Origin of the sequence: Nostoc sp. UHCC 0251 (assembly GCF_034932245.1) — a bacterium.
Classification (GTDB): Bacteria; Cyanobacteriota; Cyanobacteriia; order Cyanobacteriales; family Nostocaceae; genus Nostoc.
Genome location: NZ_JAYGHD010000311.1, coordinates 14,426 through 40,168, shown reverse-complemented (window position 1 = coordinate 40,168; position 25,743 = coordinate 14,426). Strand labels below are relative to the sequence as shown.

Below are 25,743 nucleotides of genomic sequence, written 5' to 3'. Positions count from 1 at the left end.
TCTAAGCGTAGCTATGCCGTAGGCTTTACGCTGCGCTATCTGCCTTTCTTGATAATGAATTCCCCACTTTCTGCCCTCAAAGCCGCGAAGAATGGCGGAAATGGTTAGAAGAAAACCATCGCACCTCTCTTGGTGTATGGCTCATTTACTACAAAGTAAAAAGTGGTAAACCGAGTGTTAGATATAGCGAAGCAGTAAAAGAAGCCTTATGCTTTGGTTGGATTGACAGTAAAGTTAAATCCGTAGATGAAGAACGTTATATGCAAATATTTACACCTCGAAAACCGAAAAGCGTGTGGTCAAAATTAAATAAACAATATATTGTTGCAAATTTCAACGCAGAGGATTGAGAGGTAGCAATTATTTCGCTACGAATTTAGGAGATTTCGTACTTAGTCCTGCCGAAACAACCCAAATAGGGGAGCGAGAATCACCCCAAAAACAAAACCACCGATGTGCGCCCAGTAAGCAACTCCACCAGTTTGCACGCTCATGTTAGCGGCTGTTTGCAGGGTAGCAAGACCGGAGATTACATTTTGTACAAAGAAAAGTCCAATTATTACTAATGCTGGAACTCTGATTGTGGTGATGAAAATCCCCAAAAAAACTAAGGTCATCACTCTTGCATGTGGAAAGCGGATAATGTAAGCACCTAAAACACCAGAAATTGCACCACTTGCTCCCAAGGAAGGAATTTCCGAATTCATGCCAATGAACCATTGGCACAAGGCAGCTAAAGCACCACACGCCAAATAAAAAATTAGATATTTGGCATGACCCAATCGATCTTCAATGTTGTTACCAAAAACCCAAAGAAACACCATATTTGAGATTAAGTGCCACCAACCACCGTGTAAAAATTGCGATGTAAATAATGTTGTCCACTCTGCACTCAAATTGGTAGTTAACTCTTGGGGTATTACTGCATACTGACTTAAAAACTGATTCAATTGTGCATTTGGCAGGCTCACCTCGTGAAGAAAAACTAAAATATTCATGCCAATTAACCCGTAGGTGAAATACGGGGTTATTCGCGCCGGATTTTCGTCGTAGAGGGGAAACACAGGTGTTTTTCCTAATTTATTGACTAACTGCAATATACAGCAGTTTTCTTTTACATGAAGTACAAAGCTACAGATTTTGAGGCAGGAGGCGGAAACTGTTTATATATCTGATTTTAATTTTCGCATTGTGTACCTCACTTAAAAAGCAAACTGCTGTAACTTGTAAAGCTAGCAGTTGCGAAGCTTAGGCAATTATCACCTTTTTAATTAATTAGCCTGATTAAAAGCCGATACCTGGAAGAATTATTGATACCAAGGTTCTTCCTGTGATTTATCGCTAAATAAACCCAACAATGGGCCAAGAATTGCCCCAAAGATAAACCCGCCTGCATGGGCCCAATAGGCGATACCGCCGCTTTCCATACCGATGTTGGTAGGTGTTTGGAGACTAGCAAGACCGTAGAAGGCTTGTTCGAGAAACCAGAATCCTAAAAAGAAATATGCCGGGACGCGGAAAGTCGGGAAGAAAAACCCTAAAGGCACTATACCGAGAACTTCGGCGTTGGGAAAGCGGAGAATGTAGGCTCCTAGAATGCCTGCGATCGCACCACTTGCACCCAAAGAAGGAATGCTAGAATCTTGAGCGAAGAACCACTGGGTCAAGGATGCCAAAACACCACAAGATAAATAGAACAGCAAATATTTGGCATGGCCTAACTTATCTTCAACATTGTTACCAAAAATCCAAAGAAACAGCATATTGCCTGCTAAGTGCAAGAAACCACCATGCAAAAATTGCGAGGTAATTAAAGTTGCCCATTCTGGCACTGGTTGATGTACAGAGATACCACCAAAACTTAAAGTCAGTTCTCGTGGAACTACAGCCGCAAGGTGTAGAAACCCATTTAATGCTTGGGGGGGAAGACTTGCTTCGTAAAGAAAAGCGAGGACATTAGCAGCAATCAGTCCATAAGTTACATAAGGCGTGATTTTTGTTGGATTATTATCTCTAATGGGAACCACGAGCGTTTTTTCCTGATTTTAAGATAGCAGTTACACAATACTGAATAATGCAAGTAGTTTCTTCTACCCCGTGGATGGATCTCGTTTTGAGACTTAAAAACCGAAAGCCAAAAATCCACCATCGACAGTGATACATTGCCCAGTAATGAAAGATGCCCCCGGCATACAAAGAAATGCCACTAAACCTGCTACTTCTTCTGGTTGACCAACTCTTCCCATAGGGGTTTGGGACAGAACTAATTTGAGAAAATCTTGATTATCGAGTACAGACTCGGTTAAAGGCGTGCGAATAGCCCAAGGTGCTACAGTGTTTACTCTAATATGATCTGACGCCCATTCAACTGATAGCGATCGCGTCAGTTGATTGATAGCCGCTTTAGTCATACCATAAGGAGCACCTGTGCGATTCGAGACTAAACCCGCTACAGAACTTATATTCACAATGCTGCTGTTTTCTCCATTTTGAAGCAGAGGGTAAAACAGACGGCACATCTCAAAAATTGATATCTGATTTGTCTGAATGATGAACTCATATTCAGCCGCTGTATAGTCTACTAGTTTTTTGCTAATATTCGTTCCCACATTATTAACCAGGATGTCTAATTTATCCCAGGTTTTGCTAACTTGCTCAAAGATGACTTGACGCCCATCAGGAGTGGAAACATCTGCCGTAATCCCATAAGCAGGCAATCCTGCTTGTTGCCAGAGAATTAATTGTTGGTCAACATCATGAGAATTTCGTGCCACAATTGTGACTTCTGCACCCAGAGATAAGAACTCATTGGCAACAGCTAGTCCAATGCCTTTAGTGGCACCTGTAACCAGTGCTTTCTTTCCTGTTAATGTCCAGCGTTGGCGTAGCCCGCCGTAGGCATCGCTCATTTGTAATTCTGCGGATTTTTTTATTTTAAAACTATTAATAACCTAAGAGTTTATCTTGCAAGTGCCCAATGCGATCGCCTTTTGTCGTAATGTATATGATCGCAACACCTAAACCATTCATCGCATCTGATTTCAATTGAATCGCTGACCAAACCCACTAGCAAATTCATGTTTTCTTTAAATTCTCTGGAAAATCAACTCCAGCGCTGGAACGAAACCATTCACAATCAGCCGAAAAATCCTAATGCTTACATTCGCCGGGGTATGGTTAACTTTCAACTGGCCAAGATTGATGAATCTATTCAAGATTTTGACATGGCAGAGCAGTTGGATGCCCGTCTTAAACCTTATCTCTGGCAACGTGGATTATCATATTATTACGCAGAGAGATTTGCTGAAGGCGCTCAACAATTTGAAATAGATTTGACTGTGAATGCTCAAGATGTTGAAGAGACAGTCTGGCGATATCTCTGCATAGCTCGTTCATTAGGCGTTGAAGAGGCGCGTAATTCTTTACTAATTGTAAAAAATGACCCTCGACGTGTTATGCAGCGCATATATGATTTGTATGTGGGGGATTGCACTACAGATGATGTTTTAACTGTGGGTCAATCAGAAGGGATAAAGGGAAATTTTTATAGTCATCTTTACTTGGGGTTATATTACGAAGCTGAGAATAATCTGGATTTAGCTCAGGAGTATATAGTTAAAGCTGTTGATAATTACAAAATTGATGATTATATGTGGTATCTGGCGCAGGTACATAAAAATCTGCGAGGATGGCAATAGTTTATACACATCTCCAGAAATTAATTATGCGTTACCTGAAACCCTTGTAGAGACGTTGCATTGCAACGTCTCTATATTCATTTTCGGAAATGTCTTATGTACTAATCAATACTTTTCGGTTAAGGGGGAAAGGGGAAAGGGAAAGGTTTTAATTCACCTTTCCCCCTTACCCTTTAACCTTTTCCCAGACCAAAAGAGAGATTGTTAGGCTTATCCGAAAAGTATTGATGTACTAATGTCCCAACATTCTATCGCGTAGGTACTTAATGCGATCGCCTGTAGCTTGACCAGTTTTTAGCCTGTGGAGGATGTAATGGCTCTTTGCTACTAGCTTCTGCGGCATATTTAACAGCTTTGTTCAATTCTTCTCGGCTCTGTTTAATCTCAAAAAAGCAATTTGAGACCCATCGCACTTGTACCAAATAGACCCTTGTTGATAATTTAGCGCACCTTTATACAGAAAAGGTATCAGTAGATTAGGAAACGTTATATATAGATTTCATGTGTGGCTGGATTTGACAACTAATTTTCTAAGTAAATATACAGTTATCTTCCGCAATCGATTTTTTGAATTACGTAATATTGCGCTTACAAAAACCTTTGTGAAATAACATAGTATATCCTCAAGACTTACCTGGGGACAAAAACATGTGATGTAGAAACTACAGCTGATCAAGTACGGCAGGAAACATTAACAGGCATAACTAATTTCGTAAATCAAGGTCATCCACTTCAATATGCTCAAGGGATGACAACTTCAATTATTTTTTAGACATACCCAAATTTAAGAAATGCCCAAATCCGTCTTTAAAACTGATTGAATGATTGAGTTTCACTGATAGATGAAACAAGCATTTTTTTACTCTAGACTAGGAACATAGCTGATGAGACTTAATGAATGGATTAACCAAAAGTTGTTGCCATCCATTTCTACTGAGTTAGATACAAAAAATAAACTTTCTGTAAAAGTTCAACAATCCATTAAATTGTCTATAGTCACCCAATTTTTTCCCCCAGATTATGCAGCTACAGGGCAGTTGCTCGAAGAGCTAGTGAAACAGTTAGGGGCACAAGGGGTAGATATTGAAGTTTTTACAAGTCAGCCAGGATATGCATTTAGCTCTCAGACGGCCCCAGCGGTTGAATCGGCTGATCAAATCAGAATTCAGCGATCGCGCACAGCCCAACTCTGGCCAGGAAGGATTCGTGGTAAAGCTATTAATGGGATACTATATACTTTACGGGCTACGCTCTATCTCCTAAAGGCTTGGCGTCGCAACAATATATTATTACTAACTACAGCTCCCCCATTTTTGCCAGTTATCGGATATTTGGCTCATTTATTGTTCCGATTGCCCTATGTATGCATACTTTATGATTTATATCCTGATATTGCGATCGCACTAGGTGTAATTTCCCAAGATAACTGGCTAGTGCGCTTGTGGCGTGATATCAACAAACAGGTTTGGTTAAATGCTAAGGCGATTATCGTACTTAGCCCAGCGATGAAACAACAGGTAGTAGCCCATTGTCCGGAAGTAGCTGATAAGATTTCTATAATTCACAGTTGGGCTAACCCAGAAGCGATCGTGCCCATCGCCAAGCAAGAAAACTGGTTTGCTTGGAAGTACAATTTAGTTAAAAAATTTACCGTACTCTATTCTGGCAATATGGGTCGCTGCCATGACATCGATACTATATTGGAAGCTGCCAAGCAACTGCAAGATGAGCCAATTCAGTTTGTCTGCATTGGTGGTGGTGCCAAACGTGAAGAATTAATCACGGAAGTAAATCGGTTAGGGCTGAAAAATTTTACGTTTTTACCTTACCAAGATCAGCAGGTGTTACCGTATTCCTTAACAGCTTGCGATCTCTCACTAGTGAGTGTGGATGAAACTACAGAGGGTTTGGTTGTTCCTAGCAAATTTTATTCAGGTTTAGCCTCTGGGCGACCAATAGCAGTAATTTGCTCCCGAACTTCATATCTCAAACAACTGGTGACTGAAGCTAATTGTGGTGGGACATTTGAAAATGGAGATAGTCATGGTCTAGCGCAATTTATTCGCTTTCTGAGTCGAGATCCTGAAATTGCAGAGCAGATAGGCCAAGCAGGTCGTCAGTATTTGCGATCGCATTTTACACCGAAAGTTATCTCTCAACAATACTTGCATGTTTTGCAGGAAGCACTATTATCTGATGAGGTAATAACTATGCCTCAAACGGATGTAAAGTAAGTAAACATATTGAAGTTAATTGAATATTCTTACAGTATTTATTAGGAGTTGGGCTTCGATGGTCTTATTGATCTCAGTCCCTCCAACATAGCCTTCCTTGCTCATAGGTGTTGTCTATACAGGAGGTGAAATTGCAGAAAAGGTGTGACCGAAATCGGAAACGTTCTAAACGACGGGCTATTTATTGCCCAATTCATAGCTGCTATATCGATAGCGTCAGTCAGAAATATAATATGTTTGCTGACCAAGCAGGTCAGTTACAGCAACGAGGTATGAGCCGGCGAAATGCCTTAATGTTAGTATCATCTCAAACCACAGTTCCTATACAAGGAGAATGGTTAGAAGCTTTTTGGTGTGAACATTGTCAGAAAACAACTTGGTATCACATTCGGAAGTGTGATGATGGTAGTTATGAAACTTCGGTAGCACCACAAGAACTATGGCAGCAAGTAAGCGGAGTGGTTGATTGTCTAGGGAACCCTTCTGTGGGCGAGTTTACTCGTAGGAGTGCCAAACAAGGTGGTTATCAAGGTCTTAGAGGTTTCCAGTTTGTGAGTTAAGTCTGAGAGGGTGTTTGAAAAGTTCTCTTTTTGGTATCAAAAGTTTTAGATCCCTCTAAATCCCCAATCAATTGGGGGTAAATTTCGGTTTACCTCTTTTTCAAAGTGTTTCTGGGGGATCTAAAAGTGCCTAACTAAAACCACAGGAAAACGCTTTTCAAACAACCTCTTAAAAATGAATTTCAAAATCAAGTTTTCTGCCAGTGGGTAGAGGGAATCCAACTAATACCAATTCTGTGTGAAGATGCACATAATAAGGCCCCTATGCAGTCCCCTCTTGGTGAGGGGGGACGGCATAGCCATAGGGTAAGTAAATATATGCAACTTCACAAAGAAACGGTATAAGGCGAAGAACAAGCTGGGGCAATAGGCGAAATTTAAGATGCAAAATGTAGTGAAAATGATGCTAGCAGCAAGCCCTAGATAGTTGAGTATAGTTGAAAATTCAACATCTATAACAAGAATACCAACAGTCAAAAAGATTGCCAGAAGTTTGTAATCGCTGTATTTACAAATCATTTCATGAAATATAATCTTTTACACCGCAAGGTTCAACAACCTTAATTAATAATGTTGACATCTAAAACTCAATACTGGGTTAAAACTCTAACTAAATTTGTTTCGGTTCAATTAATTGTACAAGCATTAGGATTCGCTAGTGGAGTTTTGATTATTCGTACTCTCAGCAAGGAAGAGTATGCCTATTTTACTATTGCTAATTCTCTGCAATCGACTATGAATGTTTTAGCAGATGGTGGAATTAGTAGTGGAATTTTATCTATTGGAGGAAAAGTCTGGCAAGAACGTTATCATTTTAGTCAGTTGATACGTACAGGGATGCAACTAAGATACTACTTAGGCTTTACTGCTGTAATTGTAGTCGGACCTATTCTTCTCTGGTTACTCATTAGTAATGGAACATCCTTTTTTTATGCCATATTAATTATTTTAGCAATTCTAATAGAACTTTATTTTTACTTAATTCAGGGTGTTCTAGGCATTGTTCCTCTCTTAAAATCTCAAATTCAACAAATTCAACGCCTGGACGCTATCTTTGCTAGTTCACGTCTATTATTTTTAGCAATTGCTGGGCTAACTTCAGCTAATGCTCTAATATATGCTTGTTGTTCAACGGCTGCATCTGGTTTAAGAACATTTTTTTTGCAAAGATGGAATAATAATTTTTTAGAAAAAGATGTTCCCATTAACAAAGAATATAGTCAGCAAATCAAAGGGAGTGTAAGGAATCTAATTGCCTATTCTATTTTCTTTTCTATTCAAGGGCAGATAACAATTTGGCTAATTAGTGTTTTTGGTCAAACCAAGAGCATTGCTGAAGTGGGAGCATTAGGAAGATTAGGAGTAATTTTTACGGTGATGACTTCTGTTGTAAGCAATATAATTGTACCTCGTTTTGCTAAATATGAGTCTTTAAAGTTACTAAAACCACGTTATTTTCAGGTTATGTTGATTTACACATTTTTATCTAGTATATTACTAGCTTTTTCAGCTACTTTCCCCCAACAATTACTTTGGATACTCGGCAATAAATATGATCATCTTCAGGAAGAATTATCCTTAGTTGTATTAGCCACTATGATTTCTGCTATTAGTTCTGTAGCATGGAGTTTAAATACTTCTAGGGGATGGACAAAAGATTCTTGGTTGATTATACCAAGCACAGTATTGACGCAAATTGTCTTATTGACTATTGTCGATGTGTCTAATGTAAAAGGTGTAATAATGTTTGGTTTAGTGTCTGCGTTGCCAACCTTATTAGTCAATATTTACATTAACTATAAAGGTTTTAAAAACCAATACAACAGAGGAAATTTTTTAAATGCTTAAACTTTTCAAGAAATCAATTGATACGCTTCGTTATGAACCTATTAGCGTCTTTATGAAAAGAGCTAAAAATAAACTTATTTATCTTTACGAGAAAAAGACTTTTCAACCATATCAAATCGAAAAAAATGTAGCAGGAGAAAGAATTAGCTTATATATAAGCGATCTTTTTGCCAAAAATTGGTATGATCGACCTGAATATCTTGATCACTGGACAGAGTTAGTATGGTTAAAAGAAAATGCTCTTAGAAAAGGTGACATTGTTGTTGATTGTGGCGCAAACATCGGATTTACAGGTATATTTTTTGCTAAATGTATAGGAAAAGAATCAAAAGTTATTGGATTTGAAGCTCTATCATCTAATGTTAATATGGCTCAGATTAATATTGATATCAATCAAGTCAATAATTTTGAAATTAGAAATCAAGCTGTTGGTTCTCATAATGGGATAGTAGAATTTACTGACTATCCTAACGGTTCTGTCGGTAAAACAGAAGGATTACAATTTATTAATGTACCTGTGATCACATTAGATGAAGTATTCTCAATAACAAAGCCAACTTTTTTGAAAATAGATGTAGAAGGATATGAAGTTGAAGTGCTAAAAGGCGCAACTGAAATACTAAAAACAAAACCTAAGTTGGATATTGAAATTCATTGTTCTTCCTTTTCTGATCGCTTAAGCTCCCTTAAAGAGCTTTTAGGACTTTTGCCATTATCTGAATATCAAATTTTTCTTCAGTTAATTACTAACGGAGAAATTGTACCTTGTGCTTTGGCAGATTTGAAACCTGAGTTACTTATTAAGCATGATAATTTTCATTTATTTGCACTTTCTAATAAATAGAGCTTGATTCAATAGAGAGAAATTTTTAAATCTAAAAATAGGTAAACTAATGGAAATTAAAAAGTGTGATCGCAAATTTAGATGGATGTCCAGCGTTAGCGGAGAGCCAGATATATTATCATCCTTAAATGAGCAAATGGCTTGGTTTTATGGGCAGCAAAATGGTCGTGAAATGTATCAATCGATGTTGAATACTCAAGAGGAAATTCCAACCGACTTAAACTCAGTACGTCATTTGATGCCCAAATATATTTGCGATCTGAAGCCGCAAACAATTTTAGAAATAGGTTGTGCTAATGGTCGTTTATATCGTCAATTACGTCAATATGGTTATCAAGGAGACTATAGTGGCATAGAAATGGCTGATTACATCATTCAGCAAAATAGCTATAAACATCCTGAAGCACATTGGCAATGTAGTACAGCTTATAGCCTTCCTTTCCCTGATTCATCTTTTGACATTTGTTTTTCACTTTATGTTCTGGAACATCTAGTTTACCCAGAACGTGCATTAAATGAAATGATGAGAGTAATCAAAGCAAATGGTTATCTTATATTAGTATTTCCTGATTTTATAGAATCTGGACGATTTGCATCTCAAAATTTAGGTTTTTCTCCCATTGCAACAGCATCTCAAAAATTACGCAAAGGAAAAGTTATTGATGCTTTAGTGAGTTTATATGATAGTAGAATCCGTTTACCAAAAGCCTTAAAAAGAACAGAAATGAGCATTGGGGATTTTCCTATCAATACCCGTCCCCTTTGTTTATCTTATCCATCTCTCATGCAAACTGATATTGATGCTATTTACATAGCTTCTAAAAAAGAAGTTCATTATTGGGCTACTTCACAGGGTTTTCAAGTTAAATACCCCTGTGGTACAGAGGATGAATTTGCAGAACAAGCTTTTATTGCTATCTCTAAAGTAAAATTATGAGTTTATTAAAAGCTCTAGGCTGGCAAATTATTTGGTATTACTACTCTTTAAAATTAAAATACCTTGGCAGTAATTCTCACATTCATCCTTCTAGCAACCTACATGGTTATACACAAAATATATCTATAGGAAACGATGTTTTAGTATGCCCTAATGTCATAATAGGTTGTGACAGTGGAAACTCTTTTATACGGATAGGAAACAATACTGTTATTAATCATTATTGTATGATATTAACTTATGGAGGTCATATAATAATTGGCGATTATTGTAACATAAATCCATTTTCTATCCTTTATGGGCATGGAGGTTTACAAATTGGTAATAATGTTTTGATTGCAGCACATACTGTAATTATTCCATCGAATCATGTTTTTGAAGATAAAAACAAATTGATTCGGCTTCAGGGTGACACAAAAAAAGGGATTGTAATTGAAGATGATGTATGGATAGGTTCTGGTTGTAAAATTTTAGATGGCCTTACTATCGGGAAAGGTGCAGTAATTGGTGCAGGTTCAGTAGTTACCAAAGATGTTGAATCCTATTCTGTGGTAGTTGGAGTACCTGGAAAAGTGCTTAAACGCAGAGATGAATGAATAAAAATATTATTTATTAAAAATAATGATGAGCGGTTCAAAACCCAAAATAATTGTAGTCACTCCAGTCAAAAATGAAGATTGGATTTTAGATCGTTTTTTATCTGTCACTAGCCAATTTGCTGATCTGATTATTATCGCTGATCAAAACTCGACTGATGGCAGTAAAGAAATTTGTAATAAATACCCAAAAGTTAAATTAATTGAAAATCAATTAGAACAATACGATGAAGCTAGCCGCCAAATTCTTTTGTTACAAACAGCTAGACAGCTAGTTCCTGACCATAAGATTATTCTAGCGTTAGATGCTGATGAAATTATGGCTGCTAACGCTATCCATACCATAGGATGGCAAACTATGTTGAAAGCACAACCAGGAACAATATTATGTTTTGAGAAACCTGACTTGTATTTAAAACCTGAGCAGTGTATTAGATATGATGTTGCTTGGCCACTTGGATATGTGGATGATGGAGTAGAACATCAACCGAAGAGAGTACATAGCATTAGAATTCCTATTCCAGATAATGCTCCAAGACTAGATATACATGACGTGAAAATTATCCATTATGCTATTACTCGTTTAACAGCACAATCATCAAAATGGCGAATGTATAGTGTGATAGAAAATATTTATAGAGTTAATCCTTTATTTAGAAGAAGAAAAAGTTATAGTTCTGTAAAAAATTGGACTCAAGGAGGAACTCTTCAAAAAGCTTGCTATGAATGGTTTGAAGGATGGGAGAGAAGTGGTATTGATATGAAAACAATAATTAATTATAAATATTATTGGCAAGATGTAGAAGTTATAAAATATTTTCACAAGTATGGTATTAAAAGATTTTGGTTAGATGATATTTGGAATTTTAATTGGGAGGCTTGCCGACTTTATGCTCAACAACAAGGAATTCAAGATATCCCATCAATTCCTATTCAAAAACCTCCTCTATTATTAAAAGTATTAATGGCAATCTTAGACCAAGTGTATACTTGTTTAGCTACAATAAAAAATATAGGACTCTCGATTTTTTATTAATTCTTAAAAAATATTATTTATTAATATGAAAATCCTTACGATTAGCAACTGTCCCCTCATTGAATCTCAAGGTTCAGGCTACATTATCGTTAATTTTACTCGCGGTTTACAACAACTAGGACATGAAGTTGATGTATTTGGACCAGAAGCCTATGAACCTTTCCAATTTCTGGGTGGACGCGCTAAAAGTTACCGACAAGCTCTTGGGATGCTTTTTTTTTGCTTACGTCAAATCAAGAAAAAAAGGTATGACATTATTGAATTTTATGGAGCAGAAGCATGGTTAACAATTTCAGTTTTACATCAGTTAAAAAATCGTTCTTATTTAATGATTAGTCACTCGAATGGGCTAGAAACAAATGTCTATGAAGTGATATCAAACTATGGGAAAGTATTAAACTATAATGCTGTAGTAAGAAAATGGTATCAACTTAATCAAAGTGCTTTGTTTAGCCAAGCTTTTACTAAGGTAGATGGAATCATTACAGTCAGTCAATATGAAAGTAATTATGCTTTAAAAAATAAATATCAAAGTTCATTAAATATTATTACTATTGAAAATAGTCTGTTGGATAACTACTTGAAAATCAATATCAGCTTCAAAAGAAAACCTATTATTGCTTACTGTGGAACTTGGCTAACCCGCAAAGGAATTCAAATAATAAAAAATGATATATCCAAAATTCTAACAGATTTTAGTAACTCTAGATTTAAATTAATTGGTGTAGGTAATAACTTTAAAAAAGAAGAAAATTTCCCTATAGAGATATGTAATAGAATCGAGGTTATTCCTTTTGTTGATAACAAGGATATACTAAAACAAATTTATCAAACTGTTTCTATTCTCATAATGCCTTCGATTTACGAAAGCTTTGGTTTAGTATCAGCCGAAGCAATGGCTTGTGGTTGTGCTTTAGTTGCCAATAAAACTGGGTTTGCAGCTAGTCTCAAGCATAGGGAAGAGGCCATGCTGATAGATGAACCACTTTCACCGTACTTATATGAAGCTGTGAAAGAATTATTACTCAATGAATCTTTGCGGATGAAAATAGCTCAAATGGGTTATGAACGAGTGCAAACTCTGAGATGGGATTTGGCAATAGATAAATTAGAAATGAGTTATTCACAATGGCTTGCAGGTTTTAAGGTGCTGAAGGATTTAGCCTAACTCTTGACTCATGTTTAAACCTCTGAAATTATAGTATTTGATAATGAATTATTTAACTGGTGTAACCGCTATTATCCCTAGACTACCTCCTGCAATTGATGGTGTAGGGGATTATGCGCTAAACCTAGCTCGTCAGCTTCGCCAAGATTTTAATATTCAAACTCATTTTGTTGTAGGTAATCCCACATGGAATGGCGGAGCAGAAATTCAGGGATTTTCTATTAGCCAAGTTAACGATCGCTCCCCTGATTCACTGCTAAATTTATTATCAACCGATGACTCGTCCAGTATACTTTTACATTACGTAGGCTACGGCTATGCTCAACGAGGCTGTCCAGTTTGGTTAGTCGATGGGTTACAGCGTTGGAAAAGTTCATTTCCAACGCGATCGCTCGTTACCATGTTCCATGAAATCTCTGCTTCTGGCCCTATATGGACAAGTTCTTTCTGGCTATCATCCTTACAAAAAAGTTTAGCAGCACGTTTGGCACAAATGAGCGATCGCTGTATAACTAGTAAACAAAGTTATGGCGAACTTTTGTATCAACTGAATCGTACTCAACAAACTGAAATTACTTGCCTTCCTGTATTTTCCAATATTGGAGAACCAGAATATTTGCCTACTCTACCAGAACGCTCTCAGCGACTAGTAGTTTTTGGCAGCCGTAACGCTAGGCTACAAGTCTACAATCAATGCCTCAAAGCCTTAGAAGCAACCTGCCAAAGTTTAAAAATTAATGAAATATTGGATATTGGTGTACCAATCGATTTGGAGATTTCTAAAATTGGGGAAATTCCTATCATAGAAAAAGGGGTGGATAAAGCTGAAGAAATTAGTAAAATTTTGCAGGATTCTATTGCAGGATTTTTAAACTTCCCTCCCCCTACACACTTAGCCAAATCAACTATTTTTGCTTCTTACTGCGCCCATAGACTAATTCCTTGCATGACTATCTCTAGCAAAGTACCGATAGACGGTCTCGAAAAAGGCAAACATTACTTGTCTGCCGATAACCATAGTAATAAAATAAGCTTAAAATATGGGCAAGATATTGCAGATAATGCATATAAATGGTATCGAACCCATAGCCTTCCAGCACAAGCCAAAATTTTTATGGAGAACTTGATATCTTGACAACAAGAAAAGCTAGTACTGATAGATTAACAAAACAAAAAATACCACATAGATTTTAATCGCTCGATGAAAAACTTTGATTCCCCAATCAGTATTATAAGCTTAAGAGCGTCATCATCTGAAAAATATAAAATGTAGTGTGTATATCCTAATTTTTAAAGTATTTTCCAAGTTTTAGTCAATTTATATAAAAGCAATCATAAAAAATTTGGAAAACTCTAGATGTAGAATTTTCCAAAGCTTTTCCCAGCCTGTACCTAAACCCAATAAATAAAGAATATAAGAATATATATAAAAAATATGAGTTTTATATATCTTTTGCAAAATCGACAAAAATCACATGTTTTTTCATGGTATTGGCTCAAGCAATGGGCAAAACGTATTGTATCTTTTCCTAAATTATTTACACTATTAAAGGATAAGTTTTTATTGGAAATAAAAGGAACTAAAATAGGCAATGTTAGTATTATTTCTAACAAAATTAGAATAGAAGGCTCTTTACATCAACTAACTATTGGAGATTGTACTTTTATTGGTCAAGCATATCTTGCTATACACGCAGATATTAGCATAGGTTCTTTCGTTGTCATCAACGATGGTGCCAAATTACTCACAGCTAGTCATGATGTGGATGATCCATTTTGGTCTTCTTTTGCTAAACCGATAATTATTGATGATTATGCTTGGATTGCTACAGATGCAATTATTCTACCTGGTGTTCATATTGGGAAAGGCGCTATAGTAGGAGCAGGGGCAGTAGTAACTAAAAATATACCTGAATATAATATTGCTGTTGGTAATCCGGCTAAATTACTTGATAAGCAAAGAGTACGGCAGCTTAAGTATAACCCAGTTCAACTAATTGCTTGTTATGAAGCATGGCTAGGAAAATATTGATAAACTATATGATTTAAATCATTAAATACTCTATAAGATTCATATCTAATTTTTAAAATATAGGTAGGGTGGACAATGCCTACCCTATACTTAAGATTCAAGTGTAGAGAATTTTTTAAATAATCAGACCAGATTCCTATTTAATTATGTTAATAGCTATTGTCGCAATATTTTTTCTAATCTTTATTTCTGCATTAGATTGGAAGAAATCGGTTGTTTTTGTATTAGTATTTATAATATTAGAAGGAGTAGCACGAAAATGGATTTTGCCCCAAGCTAGTAACTTGATATATTTTGTTAAAGATTTAGTTTTAATAGGAGCTTATATAAAATATTTTTTAATAGAAGGTAAAAAAATAAAAAAGCATAATATTAATATTTTCATATACTTATTGGCTATTTGGTCTTTCGTGCAAGCTTTTAATCCCAGCTTAGGCTCTTACATTGTAGGCTTGTTCGGATTGAAAACATATTTATTGTATATTCCTATATTTTGGATTTTGCCAGATTTATTTACTTCAAAAATAGATTTATATAAATTTATCAGAAACTATTCATTACTAGTTATTCCTGTTTGTTTGCTAGCAGTAGCTCAGTTTTTTAGCCCTCCTTCAAGCCCCTTAAATGTTTACGCCAGTGGTGTAGATGTAGTAGCTACCTTTGGAGTAGGAAAAGAACAAATAGTGAGAGTTAGCGGAACTTTTTCCTATATTACTGGTTTTGGGACATACTTATCTGTCAGCTTGGCTTTACTTATACCTCTGCTCACATTAAGACAGTCGCGTATATGGTATTGTTTAACTATTATTGAATTGCTACTGGTATTAGGAACTTCTTTTATGACAGGTTCAAGAGCAGTAGTTTTATATGAAGCTTTATTTTTAATTAGTTATATATTCATATTGTCATTAACACACCTCAATCAAGCACCTCGTATCATCAAAAAGTTTATAATACCAACGATTGTTGCAGCGATGGTTGTTCCCACTTATTTTAGCAAGAGTATTAATTTGCTTTCTCAGCGTAGTACATCCAATTCAGCAGAAGGTACTGCTCGTATTTGGAGACCCTTTGCTGAAGCAGCTTCAGGAATCAACTACATAATACAATCTAAACAAATAGACAGCTATGGAACTGGAGCCACTCACCAAGCAACATCATTTCTAAGAAAATTGCTTGATTTGCCTCAAGGTGAGCCTATGCCACTACTTGAAGTAGAACCTCCAAGAGTAGCCGCAGAAATAGGTGTAATTGGTTTCATTTCATGGTATTTAATTCGGATAAGTTTGATTATTTATCTTTTGCTAACTTTAATAAAGCTCCGCGATCCATTTTTATACCAGCTAGCTTTATCTGCTTTTTTGTTTCACGCTCTTCAGATAACTATTCCTGTAATTTTTAATCCCTATATGGGCATTTATTATTGGTTTTTTGCAGGATTTATTCTTTTATTGCCAGCATTAGAAAAACGTGAACAAGAAACTTTTTAAAAAGTATGAAAAAGGTAGGATCTTTAATCATGTCTGATGTAAACTTATCCATAGTGCATCATGGCAACGCTGGCAATGTACGTCAAGCAGCATTGGCATTTGCAGAGTCCAGTCTGCTCTATGAATTAATTACAACTTTAGCATACAATCCTAATGCGCCAATTTGGGGTTATCTTGATTTATTACCATCTCGACTTAAAAGCTTCATTCTAAATGAACTTAGTAAAAGAACTTGGACAGTTAAAGATAAGAAAATTAGCACCTATCCTTGGTATGAAATACTACGTTTGTTTTTATTGAGAACTAAATTAAATAAATTTTATGGTTTAACTACTGAACAAATAGGAAACTGGGGTTTTGTTTTATTAGATCGTCAAGTAGCCCTGCATCATTTACGTAACCTTAGTGCTATATATAGTTATGAAGATATAGCAGCTATTACTTTTGAAAAAGCTAAAAAAAATGGCATTTATTGTCTGTATGACTTACCTATTCCTTTTTATCAAACAACTCGACGAATTATGCAAGAAGAAGCTGAAAGGTTTCCTAGTCTTAAGCATGGTATTCAAGCTATTAATGAGCCAAATTGGAAGTTAAAACGTAAGGAACGGGAGGTTGAACTTGCAGATCATATTTTTGTTGCTTCATCAGTAACCCAAAAATCTTTAACTGATGCTGGAATTAACCCTAATAATATTAGTGTTCTTCCTTATGGAGCACCTATTGATACTTTCCAACCTCAACCCAAATCTGATGATTGCTTTCGCGTGATGTTTAGCGGAAGATTCTCACCCTTAAAAGGGATTCATTATCTTCTACAAGCGTGGCAAAGGCTAAAATTTAAAAATGCTCAATTAGTCTTTATTGGTCAAAATGGTTTTCCTCAAGGATGGTTAGAACAGCAATACTCAAGCCTCTATCACCATATTCCTTCTGTCTCTCATTTTTTGTTAAATCAGTATTATAGTCAAGCTAGTATTTTAGTTTTACCCTCTTTAATTGATGGTTTTGGATTGGTAGTTGTAGAGGCTATGTCCTGTGGAATCCCTGTTATTGTTACTGTAAATACGGGAGCAAGTGATATTATTACCAATGGTGTAGAAGGATTTATCATACCTATTCGAGATGTAGAAGCACTCAAAGAAAAGTTAGAGTGGTGCTACTATCATCCCCAAGAGTTAGCCGAAATGGGGCGAGCCGCTCGACGCAAAGCTGAAGAGTTGAACTGGGGTATATACCGCCAGCGATTGGCGAGTAGAGTTCAAGAAGTTCTCAATTATCTAAATATTTAACTAATCATAAAATTTTAGAGCTATAAATATGCAAACAATCAATTTTGAAAAACCAAAATCTGCAATGACAGACTCTTTGCATCTTTGGTTTCCTAACCTGTTTGAGTTTAAGGGTGGCATTCAGGTTTATCTCCAGGATGTTCTACAGGCTATCCAAGAATTACTACCCAACTTATCTGTATCTATTTTAGATAATCTCGACAGAAATAAACCTGTAGATAAATTCAATTCAAATAATTACTTATTTACTTTTAGCGGGAGTTTTCCCGGTTTTTTAAGAACCCTCCACTTTACTTTTAATTTAATTTTAAAAGCTCTAATACATCGTCCAAATTTTATTTTATGTGGGCATATTAATTTTGCTCCAATAGCATTTTTACTTCATCGCATTACGGGTATTCCTTATGGAATTATTGTTTATGGCATTGATGCTTGGGAAATTAAAAGCATATGGAAAATAAAAGCGTTATATGCTGCTGAAAAAATAATTTCAATTAGTAGTTACACCCGCGATCGCTTAATTAATGAGCAGAATTTATCTCCAGATAAGATTGAGCTTTTACCAGTTACTTTTGATGCAGAACGGTTTAAGCTCAGTTCCAAACCAAATTATTTACTTGAACGTTATGGCTTAAAACCTAATCAACCTGTCATTCTCACTGTGACTCGGTTATCAAGTGATGATGGTTATAAGGGTTATGACCAAATTATTCAAGCTTTACCGGAGATTAAGCATTATATTCCTGATGTTCATTACATTTTAGCTGGCAAAGGTGACGACCAACCTCGAATTGAGCAGTTGATTGCTCAACTAAACCTTCAAGACAGTGTTACTTTAACAGGCTTTGTTCCTGATCGTGAACTTTGCGATCATTACAATCTCTGCGATGTATTTGCCATGCCTAGCAAAAAGGAAGGCTTTGGGATTGTTTATCTAGAAGCACTAGCTTGTGGCAAACCTGTTTTAGGAGGTAACAAAGATGGGGCAATTGATGCTCTTTGTCATGGTGAACTGGGAGCATTAGTCAATCCTGATGATGTAGAAGAAATTTCTCAGATATTAATTGAAATTCTTCAAGGTGTCTATCCCAATTCTCTAATGTATCAGCCAGAAGCTTTGCGCCAAAAAGTAATTGATACCTTTGGTTTTGATCGGTTCCAAAAAACTCTAGCTAACCATCTAGATGGGCATTTTAAAGCTACTAAAAACAAATAATTATATAGTATGTGTGGAATTGGCGGAATTCTGACAGTTAATCAGTATCAGGGTAACTTAGAAAATATAATTCAGCGGATACAAGCTGGACTAAAACATCGTGGTCCAGATGATGCAGGTATTTATATTTCTAAAGAAAGACAAGCTGCTTTTGCCCACACTCGTCTGTCAATTCTTGATCTCAGCCCTGCTGGACATCAACCGATGTCTACTGCTGATGGACGATATTGGATTACTTTCAACGGTGAAATTTATAACTTTCAACAACTGCGGCAAAATCTAATTTCCCAAGGTGAACAATTCCATTCCCAAACAGATACAGAAGTCATCCTCAAACTATATCAAAAGAGTGGTTTTGATTGTGTCCATTATTTACGGGGAATGTTTGCTTTCGCAATTTGGGATGACTGGGAGAAAACTTGTTTTGTCGCTCGTGACGCTTTAGGGATTAAACCACTTTATTACTGGCAATCAGGTTCAACTTTAGTATTTGCTTCTGAACTCAGAGCCATTCTTGCATCTGGCTTACCTGCTGTTAATCTGAGCGTAGAAGGTTTATATGGCTATCTTGTTACTGGTTCAGTTCCCGAACCACATACCTTAATTGCTGATGTTTATTGTTTAGCTGCTGGTCATTGGTTATATTGGCAAGGTGAAAATACTACCAAAAAACAGTACTGGCAAATTAACTTTACTCCTGAACAAATTTCTCCTATAGAAGCTCAAGAAAGAGTACGTACTGCCTTAGTAGACTCAATTCAACATCACTTTATTAGTGATGTACCTGTAGGAATTTTTTTAAGTGGTGGTATTGACTCTACAGCCATCCTCGCTTTAGCAACTCAAACACAGCATAAAAAGTTAAGTACCTATTCTATTGCCTTTGCAGAAGAAGAATGGAATGAAGGAGAGATAGCACAAAAAGTTGCTAATTTATTTAGCACAAAACATACAGAGTATCAAGTTACAGCCTCCTTTGCTAAAGAATTATTTCCAAAATTCTTGACAGCGATTGATCAACCAAGTATTGATGGCTTTAATACGTTTTGTGTATCTAAAGTTGCCCATGAAAATGGGATGAAGGTAGTGTTGTCTGGGTTGGGTGGAGACGAAATTTTCGGTGGATACCAGTCTTTTCAGAAAGTTCCCCAAATGGTTTCATGGAGTAAGAAGCTACACGTATTACCTTTTATTAGCAAGAGCTTAGGTATGGGCTTGTCAGATTGGGGAAATTCACCGAGAATGAAGCGCTTGGGTGATTTCTTAAAGGAAACTCCTAGTTTTACCTCTGCCTATCGTAGTTTCAGAGGTATTTTTTCTCATCAAGAAGCTTGTGCAATTATTGAACAGTTAATTGGTGAAAGGTTTGTTTGTCAACAGCAATTAGATATTCATAATTTTACCCCAAAAGATGCCGTTAGCTTTCTAGAATTGAGTTGCTATATGCGTAATCAGTTATTGAAGGATGGTGACGTGATGAGTATGAATTGGGGGCTAGAATTACGTGTTCCTTTCGTAGATAAAAATCTTATAGAAACAGTTGCAGTAATTCCTACTAATATTCGTTTATCTCGTGGAAAAGAACTTTTAGTAAAAGCAGTTCCTGAATTACCTGATTGGGTAGTAAACCGTCCCAAAAAAGGTTTTTATTTTCCTTTTCAAAGTTGGATGTCGAGTGAATTTGGTCATTATTTTGACAACCAAAATATTCCTTCAAATATATGCCTTAAAAGTTGGTATCGTCGATGGAGTTTAGCAATTCTTAAATATTGGTGTGACCAAATTAAAGTATGATGAACAGGGCGGCCGCACCATGTCAATAAGTAAAGTTTATTCTCAATATAATTAAACATTAGGTTTACTAATGTTGCGGGTTACAACAATTCAAAACTCTGATTTATTCATTGGTTTTTTAATCAGTTTATTTCTCTGGTCTTTGAAAGATAATAATCAGAATATAAATCCTATATTCAAAGATATTTGTCACAAGTGTGCATCATTTTCATACTCACTTTATGTATGTCATTTACCACTATTACTATTCTTGTGTTCTTTCTTAAGCTTTCCAAAAAGGCTACAACCAACTTTTCTTAACCTAGTTTTGCTGACTTTACTCTTGTTCGTCGTTCTGCTTTACGCCTATGGCTTTGCACAACTAACTGAACGCCATACATCGCTAATTCGTAATAGACTATTTACCTTGATGGGACTCGCATGAAAATACTTCACGTTATTCCTTCCATTAGTTTTGTCCGAGGAGGTCCTAGTCAAGCAGTGTTAGAGATGGTGAAAGCACTTTGTAATAGCGGTGTTGAAGCAGAAATTGTAACAACCAACGATAATGGTTTAGAACTGCTTGATGTACCTTTGGGGAAATGCACATATTACCAAAAAGTTCCAGTATGGTTCTTTCCTCGGTTTTCTCCCTCTATACACTCCTTGAGAGAGTTTGCTTTTTCAAGAGAGTTCACTACTTGGCTGTGGCAGAATGTTCACAATTATGACTTGTTGCATATTCATGCTATTTTCTCTTACGCTTCTACAGCAGCAATGGCGATCGCCCGCCTCAAGGGAGTTCCTTATATAGTTCGCCCGTTGGGACAACTGTGTGAATGGTCATTGCAGCAAAGCGCTCGTAAAAAGCAGATATATCTCCAGCTTATAGAAAAAGCCAATCTCAATTACAGTCAATATATTCATTTCACCTCAGCCCAAGAACAGCAAGAAGCATCGCGGTTGAATTTAACTTCTCCTAGCTTCATTCTGCCCCACGGTGTTGCTATTCCAAATAATATTCCTAATGCTCGCCAGCGTTTACAGCAACACCTTAAACTTCCTACAGATGAACCAATAATTTTATTTTTATCTCGTCTGCATCCTAAAAAAGGTCTCGACTACTTAATTCCAGCTTTGGGAAAATTATCTGATTACCGCTTTACTTTGGTATTAGCAGGTGCTGGTTCCCCAGAATATGAAACTGAAGTTAAATCTCTGCTTGTCTCTCATGGCATTCAAAACCGCACCCATTTTACAGGATTTGTTAAAGGAGAAATGAAAGATTTATTAATGCAAGGTGCAGACCTATTTACTCTCACCTCCTACTCCGAAAACTTTGGGGTAGCAGTCATGGAAGCTTTAGCTGCTGGTGTTTCTGTTGTAGTAACTCCTGGTGTTGCTGTAGCTGATATGGTAAAGCAGAATTACCTTGGATATGTTGCAGAGTTTGATGTAGCTGCAATCGCTTCTGCTATACAGCAGGCTCTAAATCATCCGCAGGAGGCAAAAGAGATGGGCGATCGCGCACGTAAATTGATATTAGAAAATTATACTTGGGATAGTATAGCCTCAAAATTGATTTCAGTTTATCAAGATATTGTAAGTAAAACCCATAAAAACCCCGCGTTTTTAGAGCGGGGAGCGTCAAGATAGTAGTACTAGACAGCTTTAGCGATCGCGCTTATAACCATTACACAACCACAAGTTTAGGGACGAAATACCTTACCCCCTAAGCCTCAAAATTGATTTCAATAATAAATCTAAAACAGGGCATTACTTATGATTTCATCTACTGAGAAATACGAGTACTCTTATTCCGATAGTAAACCAGGACACCATCATAGCTATCTCATTAAACCTTTAATGGAGATGATATCTGAATCTCTTGATATTTCTGAACATAAAACAAAACTGCGGATCTTAGATATTGGCTGCGGTAATGGCAGTTTGAGCAACTTAATTGCACACCAAGGCTATGAGGTTGTTGGTATTGAAGAATCTGAGTCAGGTGTTAAATTAGCTAATCAGACTTTCCCCAACTGCCGCTTTCTTCAAGGCACTATCTACAATCTACCCTATGCAGAACTAGGAGAGAAGTTTGATATTGTTATTGCTGCTGAGGTAATTGAACATTTATTTTATCCTAAAGAATTAGTTAGAAATGCCAAACAATGCCTTAAGCCAAATGGTCGTTTAATTCTTACGACCCCTTATCATGGTTATCTCAAAAATCTCATGCTTGCTATCTCAGGAAAAATGGATAAGCACTTGACTACTCTCTGGGATGGTGGTCACATAAAGTTTTTTTCTGTAGCAACTATGACTGCTTTACTCGAAACAGAAGATTATACAAACATCAAATTTAAGTTTGCAGGTAGATTTCCCTACCTTTGGAAGTCTATGCTTTGTTCTAGTACCCTAGTTCAACAAAAATAATTTAATAATTTAATAAATGTTAAAAGAAATTACTCCTCTCATCCTTACTTACAACGAAGCTCCTAATATTGAGCGAATCCTGCAAAGTCTCACTTGGGCAAATAAAATTATTGTCATTGATAGTTATAGCACAGATAAAACTTTAGAAATTTTGCATTCCTATCCTCAAATAGAAGTTTTTCAAAAAAAGTTTGATTCCTTTGCTTCTCAGTGTAACTATGGATTAGGGAAAATTTCATCTGAATGGGTACTATCCCTAGATTCAGATTATGTTTTAACTGATGAACTGATTGATGAAATTAGCGCCTTACAAGCTGAGACTGCTATAAATAGCTACAGCGTAAGATTCAAGTACTGTGTATTCGGTAAACCCCTGCGTGGTAGTTTACTTCCACCCCGAAAGGTACTTTACAAACGTGAAAAAGGGATTTACCAAGATGACGGACACGCGCATCGAGTGGTGGTAGAAGGTAACTCTATAATACTTTACTCACACATTCACCATGATGATCGCAAACCTCTAAACCGTTGGTTATCGGCACAGGATCGTTATATGGTGATCGAAACCCAAAAATTACTAAAGACTCCTACTAGTGAACTTAGTTTAGGCGATCGCATCCGTAAACGAAAAATTATAGCTCCCTTAATCATCTTAATTTACTGCCTGATCCTGAAAGGTGGTATTTTAGACGGCTGGCATGGTTGGTACTATGCACTCCAGCGGGTGTTAGCAGAAATTCTACTAACAATTCGCCTGATAGAAGCCGAAAAACTTCAAAATTAACCATTAAAATCTACTGAAACTTAATAATAATGAATATTCTTGGAATTAACGCTTATCACGGTGATGCTTCAGCTTGTCTTGTCCAAGATGGCCAACTAATTGCCGCAGTTGAAGAAGAGCGATTTAATAGAGTTAAACATTGGGCTGGATTTCCAGCAGAATCTATTCGCTATTGCCTCAAAGTTGGTGGCATTAGTGCAGCCGATTTGGATCATGTAGCGGTATCCTTTAACCCCAAAGCCAACCTAAATCGCAAACTCCTCTTCACCCTCCAACAACGCCCTTCTTTATCATCACTTTTAGATCGGTTTAACAAACAAAGTAAATCTACGAGTCTTAAGCAACAGTTAGCAGAAGCTTGTTATTCTACACCTGAAGAGATTCGGGCTACAATCCATAACCTGGAACACCACACAACTCACTTAGCCAGCGCCTTCTTTATTTCCCCTTTTGAAAAAGCAGCTATCTTATCCGTTGATGGTATGGGAGACTTTGTAAGCACGCTGGCTGCTGCGGGTGAAGGAAACCATTTAGAGTACTTTTTTCGTACTCACTATCCTCACTCCATTGGTTATCTTTACAATGCCATCACCCTTTATTTAGGCTTCCCCGCCTATGGAGATGAATATAAGGTGATGGGATTAGCACCTTATGGAGAACCAGAATATTTGGAAGCATTTCGACGAATTATTTATCCCAAAGGTGATACTTTTGAGTTGAATCTAGATTACTTCACTCACCATGAACAAGGCATTGCCATGAAGTGGGAAAATGGAGCGCCCATTGTTGAACCTTTTCATAGCCCAGAACTCGAAAAATTATTGGGGTCGGCGCGACATTCCAAATCAGACGTTACCCAAAAGCATCAAAATATTGCAGCTTCTGTGCAAGCGGTGACGGAAGAAATCATTTTTCATTTGCTCAATCGATTGAGCGATCGCTGCAAGAGTGAGAATCTATGTTTGGCGGGTGGTGTCGCCATGAATTCCGTTGCTAATGGCAAGATTACTCAAAATACTCCCTTTAAAAATGTCTATATTCCCGTGGGTGCTGCCGACAATGGTACATCTATTGGCGCAGCCTTCTTTATCTGGAATAATCTACTCAAACAACCACGTCAGTTTGTTTTAGATCATGCCTATTGGGGTTCAGAATTTTCTGATGAGGAATGCTTGCTAGCATTCCAAGTTCATAATCTGCAACCTAAACATCTAGAAAGAGAAGTACTGCTACATCACGTTGTTGACGCCCTTTGTGAAGGTAAAGTAGTTGGTTGGTTCCAAGGCAGGATGGAATTTGCTGCTAGGGCTTTGGGTAACAGATCCCTCGTAGCCGATCCACGTCGTGCTGATATGCGGGATATTATCAACGTTAAAATCAAATTCCGGGAAAAGTTCCGTCCCTTTGCTCCCAGTATTCTTGAAGAACAGGTAGGCGAATACTTTGAGATTGATGAACCAGCACCATTCATGGAAAAAGTCTTTAAAATTCGCCCTGAAAAAAGAGAGCAAATTCCGGCTGTCACCCATGTTGATGGTACTGGACGTTTACAAAGCGTCAGTCGCAAAACCAATCCTCTTTATTGGGACTTAATTAATACCTTTGCTCAACGTACTGGTATTCCTATCGTTTTAAACACGTCCCTTAATGAAAATGAACCTATTGTCCGCACACCTACAGAAGCTATCCAGTGCTTCTTGAGAACTCACATGGATGCCCTGGTTTTGGGCTCTTATTATGTAGAACGCAAAGATATTAAATCAGAATCTAGGGTGTAAGGTGTAGCCCTGTCAAGG

General features: G+C 36.8%; 22 protein-coding genes and 1 pseudogene. 20 read left to right on the top strand and 3 right to left on the bottom strand.

The window, feature by feature from the left end; genetic code table 11:
• Positions 1 to 83: 83 nt before the first annotated feature.
• Positions 84 to 323, top strand: a pseudogene (locus VB740_RS24690) (YdeI/OmpD-associated family protein); the annotation flags it as partial.
• Between the two features lie 69 nt (positions 324 to 392).
• Here VB740_RS24690 and VB740_RS24685 read toward each other — a convergent pair.
• The 3 genes from VB740_RS24685 to VB740_RS24675 all read right to left on the bottom strand — a co-directional run bounded on the left by VB740_RS24685 (position 393) and on the right by VB740_RS24675 (position 2,909).
• Positions 393 to 1,064, bottom strand: a complete 672-nt coding sequence (locus tag VB740_RS24685; protein ID WP_323202516.1) for a rhomboid family intramembrane serine protease — start codon at positions 1,062 to 1,064, stop codon at positions 393 to 395.
• A gap of 243 nt (positions 1,065 to 1,307) precedes the next feature.
• Positions 1,308 to 2,027: a rhomboid family intramembrane serine protease gene (locus VB740_RS24680; RefSeq protein ID WP_323202515.1), complete on the bottom strand. Its 720-nt coding sequence runs from the start codon at positions 2,025 to 2,027 to the stop codon at positions 1,308 to 1,310.
• 93 nt (positions 2,028 to 2,120) lie between these two features.
• Complete coding sequence (locus VB740_RS24675) at positions 2,121 to 2,909, bottom strand: SDR family oxidoreductase (protein WP_323202514.1); 789 nt, start codon at positions 2,907 to 2,909, stop codon at positions 2,121 to 2,123.
• A 168-nt stretch (positions 2,910 to 3,077) separates the two neighbouring features.
• On the opposite strand from VB740_RS24675, the gene VB740_RS24670 reads away from it, so the two are divergent.
• From VB740_RS24670 to VB740_RS24580, 19 genes are all read left to right on the top strand, one after another.
• A complete protein-coding gene (locus tag VB740_RS24670; RefSeq protein WP_323202513.1) occupies positions 3,078 to 3,698 on the top strand; it encodes a hypothetical protein in 621 nt (206 codons plus the stop codon).
• 884 nt (positions 3,699 to 4,582) lie between these two features.
• Positions 4,583 to 5,932, top strand: coding sequence for a glycosyltransferase family 4 protein (locus VB740_RS24665; protein ID WP_323202512.1), 1,350 nt, complete (start codon positions 4,583 to 4,585; stop codon positions 5,930 to 5,932).
• A 131-nt stretch (positions 5,933 to 6,063) separates the two neighbouring features.
• On the top strand, positions 6,064 to 6,492 hold the full coding sequence (locus tag VB740_RS24660) for a hypothetical protein (RefSeq protein WP_323202511.1): 429 nt from the start codon (positions 6,064 to 6,066) through the stop codon (positions 6,490 to 6,492).
• Positions 6,493 to 7,062: 570 nt separating this feature from the next.
• Entirely contained in the window at positions 7,063 to 8,340 is a 1,278-nt protein-coding gene (locus VB740_RS24655; protein WP_323202510.1) for a polysaccharide biosynthesis protein, read from the top strand.
• Positions 8,333 to 9,184, top strand: coding sequence for an FkbM family methyltransferase (locus VB740_RS24650; protein WP_323202509.1), 852 nt, complete (start codon positions 8,333 to 8,335; stop codon positions 9,182 to 9,184). Before VB740_RS24655 ends, VB740_RS24650 begins: the two co-directional genes overlap by 8 nt.
• 49 nt (positions 9,185 to 9,233) lie before the next feature.
• The gene (locus VB740_RS24645; RefSeq protein WP_323202508.1) at positions 9,234 to 10,121 is read left to right on the top strand and encodes a class I SAM-dependent methyltransferase; all 888 of its coding nucleotides are present in this window, start codon (positions 9,234 to 9,236) and stop codon (positions 10,119 to 10,121) included.
• Entirely contained in the window at positions 10,118 to 10,717 is a 600-nt protein-coding gene (locus VB740_RS24640) for an acyltransferase (protein ID WP_323202507.1), read from the top strand. The genes VB740_RS24645 and VB740_RS24640 overlap by 4 nt, the downstream gene beginning before the upstream one ends.
• Positions 10,718 to 10,745: 28 nt before the next feature.
• Entirely contained in the window at positions 10,746 to 11,753 is a 1,008-nt protein-coding gene (locus VB740_RS24635; protein ID WP_323202506.1) for a glycosyltransferase family 2 protein, read from the top strand.
• 25 nt (positions 11,754 to 11,778) lie between these two features.
• A complete protein-coding gene (locus tag VB740_RS24630) occupies positions 11,779 to 12,921 on the top strand; it encodes a glycosyltransferase family 4 protein (protein WP_323202505.1) in 1,143 nt (380 codons plus the stop codon).
• Between the two features lie 43 nt (positions 12,922 to 12,964).
• Complete coding sequence (locus tag VB740_RS24625; RefSeq protein ID WP_323202504.1) at positions 12,965 to 14,056, top strand: glycosyltransferase family 1 protein; 1,092 nt, start codon at positions 12,965 to 12,967, stop codon at positions 14,054 to 14,056.
• Between the two features lie 300 nt (positions 14,057 to 14,356).
• Complete coding sequence (locus VB740_RS24620) at positions 14,357 to 14,953, top strand: acyltransferase (protein WP_323202503.1); 597 nt, start codon at positions 14,357 to 14,359, stop codon at positions 14,951 to 14,953.
• Between the two features lie 146 nt (positions 14,954 to 15,099).
• Positions 15,100 to 16,443: a hypothetical protein gene (locus VB740_RS24615; RefSeq protein WP_323202502.1), complete on the top strand. Its 1,344-nt coding sequence runs from the start codon at positions 15,100 to 15,102 to the stop codon at positions 16,441 to 16,443.
• Positions 16,444 to 16,448: 5 nt separating this feature from the next.
• Positions 16,449 to 17,735, top strand: coding sequence for a glycosyltransferase family 4 protein (locus VB740_RS24610; protein ID WP_323202501.1), 1,287 nt, complete (start codon positions 16,449 to 16,451; stop codon positions 17,733 to 17,735).
• A 28-nt stretch (positions 17,736 to 17,763) separates the two neighbouring features.
• A complete protein-coding gene (locus VB740_RS24605) occupies positions 17,764 to 18,951 on the top strand; it encodes a glycosyltransferase (protein ID WP_323202500.1) in 1,188 nt (395 codons plus the stop codon).
• 9 nt (positions 18,952 to 18,960) lie between these two features.
• Positions 18,961 to 20,745 carry an asparagine synthase (glutamine-hydrolyzing) gene (gene asnB / locus VB740_RS24600; protein ID WP_323202499.1) on the top strand — a complete coding sequence of 595 codons (1,785 nt, stop codon included), beginning with the start codon at positions 18,961 to 18,963 and terminating at the stop codon, positions 20,743 to 20,745.
• Positions 20,746 to 21,165: 420 nt separating this feature from the next.
• The gene (locus tag VB740_RS24595) at positions 21,166 to 22,380 is read left to right on the top strand and encodes a glycosyltransferase (protein WP_323202498.1); all 1,215 of its coding nucleotides are present in this window, start codon (positions 21,166 to 21,168) and stop codon (positions 22,378 to 22,380) included.
• 126 nt (positions 22,381 to 22,506) lie between these two features.
• The gene (locus VB740_RS24590; RefSeq protein ID WP_323202497.1) at positions 22,507 to 23,163 is read left to right on the top strand and encodes a class I SAM-dependent methyltransferase; all 657 of its coding nucleotides are present in this window, start codon (positions 22,507 to 22,509) and stop codon (positions 23,161 to 23,163) included.
• 16 nt (positions 23,164 to 23,179) lie between these two features.
• Entirely contained in the window at positions 23,180 to 23,947 is a 768-nt protein-coding gene (locus VB740_RS24585) for a glycosyltransferase family 2 protein (RefSeq protein ID WP_323202496.1), read from the top strand.
• A 29-nt stretch (positions 23,948 to 23,976) separates the two neighbouring features.
• Positions 23,977 to 25,725, top strand: coding sequence for a carbamoyltransferase (locus VB740_RS24580; RefSeq protein ID WP_323202495.1), 1,749 nt, complete (start codon positions 23,977 to 23,979; stop codon positions 25,723 to 25,725).
• Positions 25,726 to 25,743 lie beyond the last annotated feature (18 nt).